The sequence below is a fragment of the Acidisoma sp. L85 genome, assembly GCF_009765865.1.
In the GTDB taxonomy this organism is placed as follows: Bacteria; Pseudomonadota; Alphaproteobacteria; order Acetobacterales; family Acetobacteraceae; genus Acidisoma.
Genome location: NZ_LMUQ01000048.1, coordinates 74,250 through 84,599, shown reverse-complemented (window position 1 = coordinate 84,599; position 10,350 = coordinate 74,250). Strand labels below are relative to the sequence as shown.

The 10,350-nt window shown below is 62.2% G+C and carries 10 protein-coding genes; 2 read left to right on the top strand and 8 right to left on the bottom strand.

Features of this window, described 5'->3' with window-relative positions:
- The 8 genes from GSQ83_RS14075 to GSQ83_RS14040 all read right to left on the bottom strand — a co-directional run.
- Positions 1 to 510: hypothetical protein (locus GSQ83_RS14075; protein ID WP_216850173.1), on the bottom strand; the 510-nt coding region annotated here is incomplete at its 3' end.
- 81 nt (positions 511 to 591) lie between these two features.
- A complete protein-coding gene (locus GSQ83_RS14070; protein WP_158803501.1) occupies positions 592 to 1,128 on the bottom strand; it encodes a hypothetical protein in 537 nt (178 codons plus the stop codon).
- Between the two features lie 9 nt (positions 1,129 to 1,137).
- The gene (locus GSQ83_RS14065) at positions 1,138 to 2,205 is read right to left on the bottom strand and encodes a hypothetical protein (protein ID WP_158803500.1); all 1,068 of its coding nucleotides are present in this window, start codon (positions 2,203 to 2,205) and stop codon (positions 1,138 to 1,140) included.
- Between the two features lie 238 nt (positions 2,206 to 2,443).
- The gene (locus tag GSQ83_RS14060; RefSeq protein WP_158803499.1) at positions 2,444 to 3,727 is read right to left on the bottom strand and encodes a DotG/IcmE/VirB10 family protein; all 1,284 of its coding nucleotides are present in this window, start codon (positions 3,725 to 3,727) and stop codon (positions 2,444 to 2,446) included.
- Entirely contained in the window at positions 3,724 to 4,704 is a 981-nt protein-coding gene (locus GSQ83_RS14055; protein WP_254065686.1) for a DotH/IcmK family type IV secretion protein, read from the bottom strand. The genes GSQ83_RS14060 and GSQ83_RS14055 overlap by 4 nt, the downstream gene beginning before the upstream one ends.
- A gap of 13 nt (positions 4,705 to 4,717) precedes the next feature.
- Positions 4,718 to 5,347, bottom strand: a complete 630-nt coding sequence (locus GSQ83_RS14050) for a DotI/IcmL/TraM family protein (RefSeq protein ID WP_158803498.1) — start codon at positions 5,345 to 5,347, stop codon at positions 4,718 to 4,720.
- Positions 5,348 to 5,403: 56 nt separating this feature from the next.
- Entirely contained in the window at positions 5,404 to 6,234 is an 831-nt protein-coding gene (locus GSQ83_RS14045) for a hypothetical protein (RefSeq protein ID WP_158803497.1), read from the bottom strand.
- A gap of 665 nt (positions 6,235 to 6,899) precedes the next feature.
- Positions 6,900 to 7,379, bottom strand: coding sequence for a helix-turn-helix domain-containing protein (locus tag GSQ83_RS14040; RefSeq protein WP_158803496.1), 480 nt, complete (start codon positions 7,377 to 7,379; stop codon positions 6,900 to 6,902).
- 1,196 nt (positions 7,380 to 8,575) lie between these two features.
- Here GSQ83_RS14040 and GSQ83_RS14035 point away from each other — a divergent pair.
- Together GSQ83_RS14035 and GSQ83_RS14030 are read left to right on the top strand one after the other, a co-directional pair.
- The gene (locus GSQ83_RS14035; protein WP_158803495.1) at positions 8,576 to 9,121 is read left to right on the top strand and encodes a hypothetical protein; all 546 of its coding nucleotides are present in this window, start codon (positions 8,576 to 8,578) and stop codon (positions 9,119 to 9,121) included.
- An 84-nt stretch (positions 9,122 to 9,205) separates the two neighbouring features.
- The gene (locus GSQ83_RS14030) at positions 9,206 to 10,348 is read left to right on the top strand and encodes a hypothetical protein (protein ID WP_216850171.1); all 1,143 of its coding nucleotides are present in this window, start codon (positions 9,206 to 9,208) and stop codon (positions 10,346 to 10,348) included.
- Positions 10,349 to 10,350: the final 2 nt, after the last annotated feature.

Sequence of the window (10,350 nt, the reverse complement as noted above, 5' to 3'; positions counted from 1 at the left end):
GGAGGGGGGGGGGGCGCCCCTTTTTAAACCGCCTGTACCGAAGGTGACGGTGCCGGCGGTGCTGGAGATGGTCGAGTTAGCACCCGACGCGGTATTGGCCGCCTTGTTGATCCAGGTCCCACCTGTGGCGAAGAGCCCGGCCAAGACCAAGCCGGCGCAACCCATCGCCACCCGGCCGCTTTCGCGGTTCTGCGGCTGTCGCGACTGCCACAAGGCCCAGGCGCCCCCGACCATGCAGATCAGCGCCGCGCCATACATCGCCATGGAGCCCACGAAGCCGCCCGTGGTCGAGCCTTCCTGCGCCATCTGCTGAACCTGAGCGCCGATGCCGGCTGTGCTCGGCGTCGCGGCCTGGGCGAAGGCATGCGCCGTGATGGCCATCGAAGCCACGGCACCAGCGACCGGGGCGGTGAAGCCGAAGATCGCGTACCGCGCGCGAGCCGCACGAAGCCGGACGCCGCGCAGCTGAAGCCGCGGCGACACGGCCGCGTTACTGTCCTTGTCATTCACTTGATCATCCTCCTTGCCGAGGGACCACCCCTCCGCAAGAACCCTGATCAGGATTGGCGCGAACCAACCGAAAATGTTTCGCTAAGTCGTGAAGATTCCGACTAACCACTGTGACACGGTGTAGACGTTCATCAACATCGCTCCGAAGACGAATTGAACGCCGCAACCACCCCATTGCCGATTGCTGCGACCGCTGACGGATGCGCGCCACGCCATCATAGCAAAAAAGCACGTCATCGCACCGAACACCTGGAAGAAGCCCTGGAACGCCTCCACAATATTCAGCACCGTGTCGCCGGGGGTCGCACCGAGGATATTAGTGGTGTCGGGCGTCGAATAGCTGGTGAGGCCGGCCACGACGGAAGTCGTGACGGATGATCCACCGCTGATATTCACCTTGTTTAAGATGGTCGGAAACGAAGCGCAAGCGCCGCTCAACACCAGTGACAGCCACGGGATCCACGGCCGACCACGAAAGGGATTTTGCGGCTGCGCCTGCTGCCAAAGCCCCCAGGCCGCGAATAGAAAAAGACCGATGGCGCTGCAATAAAGAAAAGTTGGCAGCAGGACAGCGAGAACGAGCGCAACCTGCTGCGCAAAGCTGACCAGACCCTGCATCGCGGCCTCCTACTGGATCAAGCCGCGGTCAGTCTTCACCACCCAGGTGGCGCCACGCTGACTGATACTGACGACTTTGCCGTAACCCGGCACATTGTCGCCCGGCGAGACCGGCAGCTGCTGTTCCTCGCCACCCGAGCTATCCAGCGCCGAAAGCATGGCTAGACCAGGCGACGCCGCCTGCACGTGATAGCGGTGCGGCGTCAAATCGACCGGCGCCGCAGCTGGCATGCTTGCCGCCCTGATCACGGACGTCGCCGGGGCCGCCGGCAGCGACCTGGTCGATGCCACGGTGCCTGCCGGTGGCGGGGTCTGAACAGACATCGCCGCACTGACCGCACCGCGAGCCTCGGCGAGAGACAAGCGACGTCCGAAATCAGTCAATGACCCGTCGACGCGGCTCCCAAGACTCTGTTGGTCTTGGCGCAGTTGGGCAATCTCGGAGCGCTGGTCGCGCACCAGGATGCCCAGTTCTGTGACGAGTTGAAGCACCTGGAGCTGCTGCTGATCCGTCATGGGAGCCGGCCGCAACTCCACGATCTGTGCCACGGCATCCCGTGAGACGGCACCCGCCGGCAGGGTCGGCTTTGACGTTACCATTGCGGGTTCCGTCGACAGCCTCGGCTTTATGGTTGCGGCCACTCGCGGGGCGAGGTGGTCTGGACGCGGTGGAGCCGGCGCCATTGTAGTCTGCGGTGTCGGCGTCGGCTTGAGGGGAACGGCGTGCATGCGCGTCTCCGGCGCCGGCTTTGGGGCCCGCGGCGCGGCGGCAGGCGGAAGCGGCGCCATCTGCCCGCCAAGTCGCAGGAACTCGGCCATGTCGTCACCGCCCTCGACTGATTGTGGCCCAGGTGGCTGCGGCTGGATGCGGAGCTGCGATGCAGCCGGTCCCGGCGCGCGGGCAAGTTGGGCGGCCGGTGCGAGTGGAGGAGCGGGTCGGGGCAAAGTATTCAGGGCGACATCCCGTACGTGCGTCGCAAACGTCGAAAAGTCATGCAATGTATATTGGTTGTAAGGAGAAATCCAAAACGCGCCCGCTGCAGCCGCCAGAACCACGATGCCGCAGACGCCACTCATGAGACCATTTCGTCGCCTTTTGCTGACCGGCTGAGCCACTTGCGGGCCTGCGGCTAGCCTCTCGCTTGGCTCGACCGTGCTAAATGGTCTGACGCGGTCTTCGTTGGTATCGCCACATGCCCCTTCGTCCTCCACTTGGATCTCGACCCGTTCGGCAACGTTTGCGTCCATTGTCGGTGATGCTCCGCTTTCACCTCAGCAGGATGTTTTAAAGTGGCGCGAACTGATCGAAGTTCGTTTAGGGCTCCTGGCCTTCACGAACATCAGCGAGAAACATGACACCGACAGTCGCGTTGGCGTCGAGATGAACCGTGGGGCCGTGGGGCGCCTGTTGGTTCAACGTATTTCCAAGGTGTTGCGCGGCCACGCCGGCTCCGATCCCGACCTGCTGGGGAAAGTTCAATTGCGTCGCATAGCTGGTACCGCCAAGCGGGCTAAGGACACCCACGGTGTTGGACGTCGTCGCGAGCGCTTGGCCCAGGCCTTGAACGAAAGCCGCCGCAGCTGGAAGAGCGAAGCGGGCGAGATAATGCTCATCGACACTGCTCGCAACCGTGGTTTCCATTGTCTCAGGCGCGATGACGATCGCATCCACTCCAATGCTTTGCCCGTGATGTTCGATCGTGGTGATGCGCACAACCAAGCGATCTGCCGAACCCGAGCCGTTCGATGTCGCCTTGCCAAAAGAGCCGATCATCCGATCGCCCGCAAGCGGGCCGGAATCGGCTTGCAGGACGACCGGTCCATCGGAATCCGACGAGGCCGCGAGGACGGTATGGGCGAACACACCCCGACCCGCTGGCATGAGTAGTTGCCCTGCCGCATCACCGCCACTCGACGGGCTTGTGATCCCGGGTGAGATCGAGCCAGTACGAGCGGATCCACCGTCCCCCTCCGAGGGCGCAAAGCTTGCCGAACCATCACGCGCACTGGACTGGACCTGAATGTCCGTCCGTGGCGGTCGGCCGTCCCAACCTCGAAGGAGCCGTCTTACCGCGTCACTATAGGCCTGCTGTTCCTGAGGATCGACTTGGGCGGTCCGGTTCGTTTGCGCGACCATATGAACCATAGGATCTGGAGCGTATCGAAGAGGTTGCGCGGCCGGTGTCAGCGGTGGCTGCGTTGCGGCTCGTGCCGCCGGCGGCGCTACGGGTGTCGACGCCGTCGGAGCCACCTGTGGAAGCGGCGAGGAGAGTTGCCCGAGCGGCTGGCTAGCGGCAATGGGCGGCGTATAGGACTGGCCGCGCCGCGCCGCCTGATCTGCCTGCTGCCGATCGGTCGCGAGGGCAAGCTTGTCCTGTAAAGGATTGCTCTGCAGGCCTCCTGGCAAAGGGTTGACGGATGGCAGCCGCGCGACTTGGGAGGTTAACGGAGTGCGCGAGCCTGACAATGACACATAAACGACGGCCACAACGACCAACACGACGCCGCCGCCGATGATGAGGAAGCGACGCGGACCCGCGTGGCCCGATCCGTTGAAGACGCTGCCCATCTTCCGCTTGCTCGCAAGCCCGGACATCATTGCGCGTCCTTCAGCTCGGCGGCGACCGTGCGGGAACCGGCGGAGAGCAGCACGACGGGCGTGCTCGGAATGGCATAGATCGTCGTGCCGCCCTCACCGCTCTCCGATGCATCCCAAGCTGGCGACATCAGCGTGTAGCGCGTGCGGATGTAGATCTCGCCGCCGAGCCGCCATGCCAGGATTTCGTCGGGTGACACCCCTGAGACATCCAGCGGGACCGCATCGGCTGGGGCAACTCCCGCCAACATTGCGTTGAGATAGGGTGCGCCGGTCACCGGTGCGCCAGGTCGCGTGTCAACTATGACCTTGGCATTGGGGCCACGGTCGGCGACATGAACGCTCATATCCGCATCGTAGCGGTCGTGGCCCGCAATCATCAGGAACGACAACGGCTTCGGACCATCTTGCAGGTTCACCACCAGGCCTCCTCGGGGAACCAACGACATGGGTGTAATCTCAATCGTGTTGGAACCTTTCACGGGAACGCATACGTAGAATCCGACAGCGTTGACGGACGGGCTGCCATCACCGTCGGAAGCGGCTTGCGAGGAGTTACAGTTGGTGCCCCCCGCGACATTGGCGGCGTTGCTGTTGGTGTTCCAGCCGATAGGCCAAGGTTGCCCTGTGGCATCGAAAAAGCTGATCGCGGTCGGGTACCCGCGTACAGTTTGAATGATACTCGTTGCCTGCCCAGGCTCGAAGGTGACGCTGACCATGCGGCTGACCGGCGAGGCAACCTCCTGGGTCCCCTGCTCCTCGGCTTGCTGCGCGGCGCCATAGCGTTGCTGCAGTTCCTGTATCATTTCTGGTGTGAACGGAATGGCATTTTGAATGGCACGCTGCCCCGCCGGATCAAGGGCACTCAGGCCGCGATCAGCCGGCATAGTCGGAGGCGTGCCGGCGACGTCCTGCGCAAACGACGATAGCGGGACGAGGCAGCCCACGAGCAATATCGCAGCCAGAGAACTTGGGCGCACGACAACCTCTCTTTCAGTAGGCTTTAGCGGTGAGTTGTTCGATCGCCAGACCGTCAGGATGATCCTGGTCGTTCATACGAATGACGAGCGCTGTCATCATCAGGTTCGAGGTGCTCTGTTGATTGACGTTCTCGCAGGTTTCGACCATCGGGAATTGGATTTTATAGGCGAGGCGGCCGCCGATGATCGACGTCTGCTGGATAACCGCGCTCCGCTGTGCCTGCGCGTAGCAGATCAGGCGCGCTCGCTGCATTTCGTCGAAATTGCCGCCCTTTATATAGCTGGCGCCGAAGCTACCCCAGCCGTTCCGCGTGTAATGCTGTCCGGCGGCATTCAGCTGCTGCGCGAAATCGTGGTAATTGACGTTATAGGGAGCCAGCACCCACTTGACCGACCACTCCAAAAGCTCGGTGTCATCTACGATCGGGCTGTCCAAAGCCACTACCGGCATCGGCGGATTGCGTCCATCGACGAAGAAATATTGGGGCTTGGCCGGATGCGTCCAGACATAGGCGTCGTGGGCGACGAAGACCGCCAACAGAGCCGACAGAGCTATCACGATGAGAAGGCTGCAGCGGACCACCCAACCCTGAAAGTCAGGATCGGAAAGGCGACGGCTTACAGCGGCGTTTTGATTTTGCATGACGGCTCCTCAAATGACGTTGGGACATTTGAGGCCGGCCGTGCGAAGCGACACCTCTAATAATCCAGTCCGGCGCCGATGCCGTTTCGCTTGTCGCGCTTCGATTGCCGTTTGTTTCTTGTCTTCCAAAAAGGGAAGGTGCTGTTGGTCAGGCATTTCTTGAGCTCCGCGCCCGCGGCCCTTGCATTCGCCTCACCCAGGGCCCGATCGAAATCATCCCTGGTGTTCTTGTGGCCTTTCGGAAAGACGGCCTGCAGCCACCATACTTGTGATGTGATCGTCCGATAGGAGACGCCATAGTCCTCAGCAATCCGGCTGATGCGCTGACCCGACCAAACCCGCCAGCCAATATCGACAAAGGCTTCGACATTGGCGGCCCAATCGACCTCGAGACCGTTGCGTTTGGATGTCAGCTCGAGCTTCTTGTCTGTCCCCTTCACGAACCAGCGTGCGGGAAGCCTTTTCCTCTCCGAACCTATGTTTGGCGTAGGAAAAGGCTGAGCTCTGGGCTGATCTGGCCAATGCAGCGATCGTCGCTCTCGCTTTGGCAGGCCCAGTCTTCGCGCTTGATACCAGATACTGCCTCGCGAACGCCCCAGCCGATCAGCGATGCAAGCGGCTGACCAATTATTGAGCCAGCCATCCAGCAGAACCGTGAAATCGGTTTGCTTCCACGCACGAGCGCCGCCTGATCGCCGCAGCGGTCGGTCGTTCGGAGTGGGCAGGTTGAATTGAACAACGAGATCAAAAAGTGCTTCGCGCGTGACGGCGAGAAAGAAGCACAGCGCCTCGATGCCGTGCCCCTGCGCGAACATCCCCCTGAGTAGAGAGCGATATTGCCCTTGATCAAAATGGCCGGCGGCAGGAGCTGAAGCAGGCGGCGTCACAGCTCGTCGCGATGAGAGCGACCGCGCAGGTACGTCTGCGTGCAGCGGGCCTTGCAACAGTAGCATTCTGCACCAACCCTCGGTTGCGTTAACGTGCTTTAAGCAGGTTAGGAGCGACCGTGTCCACAGAAAACATCGTTAAAAGATGTTCTACTACGCCCTGATGATGGTTTTAGAATAGTGGAAAGGCCTTGCGGCTGGGCTGAAAGCTGGGTCGGCTGCGCGCCATCCCCGGCCCAGTCAGTCGTCGGCAGAGGGATTAGCCAGGGAACATGCTCATAAGATAGGGAGACCTCGCTAGAACGAGGCGAGTTTCCAACTATGACCCGCTTCGCACTGCGGTTCGTATCGCTTACGCCTGGCCGGGCTCAGCGAGCTGCCCGGGTCTTCGAGCGGACAACCTGGAGGCGCCGCTCACGTGCTTTAGAAGGCTCTGCCCTATTCAAAGCAGCGTACACACTCTTCTGGCCGGAGAAATGGATGATGAAACGTGCGGATCGGGCTGGATCCCGCAACGTTCGAGCGTGGAGACACCGTGCGTGAGAGGATGAGGCTGCTACACACCACGCTCGGCGACCGGACCCGCCGGTCACACCTTACCGGCGCCCAACGTTGCTTGCCATTTCCCATCGGACACACCCCGGCAGCCGAAGTCGGATCCTTCTTCAGCCGACGGTGCCAGCTTCTTCCCGCAGTTCGACGGCCAAGCGATCCAGCATCTGCAGTTGCATGACGACGCGACCTTTCACGTCCCCAATAGTATCCGCAACTTCCGTCAGCTTCGCCGAGGTGCGCGGTGTTGTTCGCGGGAACAAGTCTCCGACTTCGAGTTCCAGCGCCGCTGCGATGGCCATTAGGCTTTTGATCGTCATGTTTTGACGACCGGCCTCCACCATGAAGATGGCCGCTGAGTTAAATCCGCAGCGTTGCGCAAGCTGCATCTGTGTCAGGCCCTTAGCCTTGCGGCTCCTTCTGACGGTCTGGCCCAAGTGCAGCAGGGTCGGGTGAATCTCCGATAAAGGGGTTTTGGAGGCGCGTCCGCTTGGCTTCGGATCAGCCGCGGCCTCGCCGAGTTCTGGTTCTCGGACGACGTCTGGTTTGGTCGCAATGGCGGGCGGTCCTGAGATGACCGGACCAGCGCCCAAAGCCTTTCCGCTTTTGACGCCGCTCTTTTTGTCATCCGCAGGGCGACGCCCAGCCGCTTTAGCAGATTTGGGCATTCTGGCCCGCCGGATCGCTCATTCTACTGTCCTCTCATTGGGGTGAGGAGATGTTGGCGCAACACGCGGCTGGACAAATCTCCTCCTCAACCCACTCCAACTTCTCTCAAAACCACCTGAGGCGAACAAGCCCGTTCGCACCGAATCCGCCGACTATACTCGTGTGGGGGATGAACATGGGTATCGCGATGAATTTTGGGGCAGGAAGTCTAATTTTGATGCTCCAGCTCATGCCGGTGAATTTCAAGATGATAGCACCACCAGCAGCTCCGGCCATCTCCGCGAGCTCCATCCCCCTGGCACCGCCCGCGGCCCCGGCGGCGACCAGGGCGAAGCCTCAGCCCCCGACGCGCCCGGCACCTGCCATTGCGGTCGGATTTGGCCGTGACGTGCCGTTGGAGTTCGCCGTCCGCCAGGTAGTCCCGCACTGGCTCGGTGTGAGCTATAGCGCCAGCGTAGACTGCCAGGCCCGTGTCAGCTGGCATGGCGGGAGACCATGGAATCAGGTTCTCGGTGACCTGCTCACGCCACTGGGCCTGCATATGACGATGTCCGGCCGCACGCTCCGGATTCGAGACTAAAACTTCCCAGCTTGTTCGCACCGTCATCGGCCAACCTCCCCTCGGGTGATTTGAGGAGAAGGCCGTGGTGCTTGATTTTGAGAGCTCGTCCGCAGGTAACCTGATTCGACGCCAAAGACCACGCAGGCCCGAGATCATCGAGCAGCCGGCTACGTCGGCCGATGCTCAGTCTGAGATTGACCGGGCGCTAGAACAGCTGGGCCAAGCGCTAGACGAGGCTGCCGCCAGGGACCGAGTAGGCCTGGCAGCCCAACTCCTAACGGATCCGGTTCGCGCCGACCTCCGCGCCCTCATGGGCCAGCTTGGCTTTCCCAAGGTCCTCCGGCTGTTAGACCGGCTGATGCGGGCCGGACTGCCGGAAAACGAATCCGTCCTGTCGGCTGTCTTAGAGCCCGACGCCACCGGCATCGGCCAATATCTTCAAGCGGCCCTCGCAGAGGCGGCGAGACGAAACCTCCTGGAGCGGATTTATGCGCCGGAGCGTCTGGCAGCCTTAATGGCCGCTTGCGAGCCCGCAGACCAACTGCGAGCGGTCGCATAATGCGCGGCATCGCCTCCGGCATCGCTTTCGCCGTGCTGCTTCCGGTCGCGGCGATGGCTCAGACCGCAACCAGCACAACCGGTAGCCAAGCCTGTGCCACCATCGTCCAGGCCGCCGCGAACGGAATGGCAGCACGGATCAGCGCCGACGACACGAGCATCAGCCCGCCTCAGAGCGTGACCCACCTCTCGTGCCTGCAGAATTTCTTCAACGGGGCCGGCCTCAACGTCGTCACCAATCTGCTGAACCCAGCCAGTCTCTTGCAGGCTGTCGAGGGTCAAATCTGTCAGGCGGTGAGTGGTGCCTGGCAAAGCGCTCTGGGCTCCGCCGAATGCGGTCTTACCGTTACTGGCTTCAACACGGGTTTCGGGCTCGGCCTTGGTGGCGGCACTATGTGTCCGAAGCTCAGTTTTGGTGGCGACGGGCCGCCCGTCGGTTCCGTCAGCACGGGCTTCAATACCCAGCAAGGCTTCGGCCTTTACATGAACGGCGCGCCATCGGCCCCGACAGGATATCCAGTCGTGTCGCCTGGCGGCCTCTTTTAGGGCGCGCCGATGGATCGCAAAACGCTTCTAGCGACCACGCTCGGGATTGCGCTTGGCGGCGTCATTTTCGGCGCGGCGCCAGCCTTGGCGCAGTTAGCGACGATCGACGTGGCCTCGATCGCCACAGAGATCAAATCGCTCGCCCAAGAGACCGGTATTCTCGACGTTCTCAACGCCATGAACACGGTTGAAAACACCGTCTCGTCCACCATGAAAAGCATCAACACGGCCATTGGCAACACGACCTACGGTGACACGAACACGCTGCTACGAGAGGGCTTCACCCAGGAGGCAAACTACGCCAAGGGCCAAGTCGGTGCGCAAGAGCAGATCACCGATGCCTCGAACACGGCGATGGCGCGTTTCCAAAGAGACATCCGCAACAGCGAAATCCGCGACCAGCAGACGCCGAACGTCCAGAACTGCACCGCGCTGGACAGCGGACAGGTCGTAACCGCCGCCGCCCTCCAGGGATGGCGCACCGGCCAAACCATCGAGTCCGTGATGGACCCTCGCGGCGAAGCCCTCGCCGGAACGCCCGCTTACTACGGCACGGGCCAGGCCATGGAGGCCGCGGGGCAGGTTCATCTCAGCCGCTATTGTTCCTCGACAGACGCCGCGGCCGGGCTCTGCACCGAAGCCGCCGTGGCGATGCAAAATGCTGATCAGCGCGCCTCCAGCCTCTTCGGCACGGACAACCTGATCGACCAGGACGGCATCAACGCCGCCAACGACTTCGGCACCAACCTGATCCAGCCGATCGTGCCAGCCGCCCTGCGAATGGATCAGCTCACCTCGATTAGCGGCCAAGACGCGGCGGCACACCGGCGCGAATACAATGCGCGCATGTCCCTGGCCCGCAGTGTCATCGATCTGGCGATTGGGCAACAGACGCCAGGTGTGGCGCTCACGGTCCAACAGCAACAGCTGCTGACGAATGAGGGCCTTCCCGTTCCCGCCAGCGGGTCCTGGCTACAGGCCTTGAGCCTGGAGGCCACCCGCCGGATCAGCGACGTCACGTGGGCAGCGGGGCTGCAAGCCATGCCCCCTGCCTCGGTCGAGCGCGAGATCGCGACCGAGCTCGCTCTGAGCAACTATCTGGCGATGCAGAACTACCGAGTCACCCTGCTCAACGCGACCATCGCCGCGACCCAACTCTCCGCAACGGAAGAAACAAGTTTCCGGCCGGCCACCGCCATGCCGTCCCCCTCCATGGCTGCGAACTGAGA

Bases quoted from the DNA above. Each gene is read 5' to 3' on its own strand.
- GSQ83_RS14070 (WP_158803501.1), bottom strand. From the start codon at position 1,128: ATGCAGGGTCTGGTCAGCTTTGCGCAGCAGGTTGCGCTCGTTCTCGCT.
- GSQ83_RS14065 (WP_158803500.1), bottom strand. From the start codon at position 2,205: ATGAGTGGCGTCTGCGGCATCGTGGTTCTGGCGGCTGCAGCGGGCGCG.
- GSQ83_RS14060 (WP_158803499.1), bottom strand. From the start codon at position 3,727: ATGATGTCCGGGCTTGCGAGCAAGCGGAAGATGGGCAGCGTCTTCAAC.
- GSQ83_RS14050 (WP_158803498.1), bottom strand. From the start codon at position 5,347: ATGCAAAATCAAAACGCCGCTGTAAGCCGTCGCCTTTCCGATCCTGAC.
- GSQ83_RS14035 (WP_158803495.1), top strand. From the start codon at position 8,576: ATGCGCGGCATCGCCTCCGGCATCGCTTTCGCCGTGCTGCTTCCGGTC.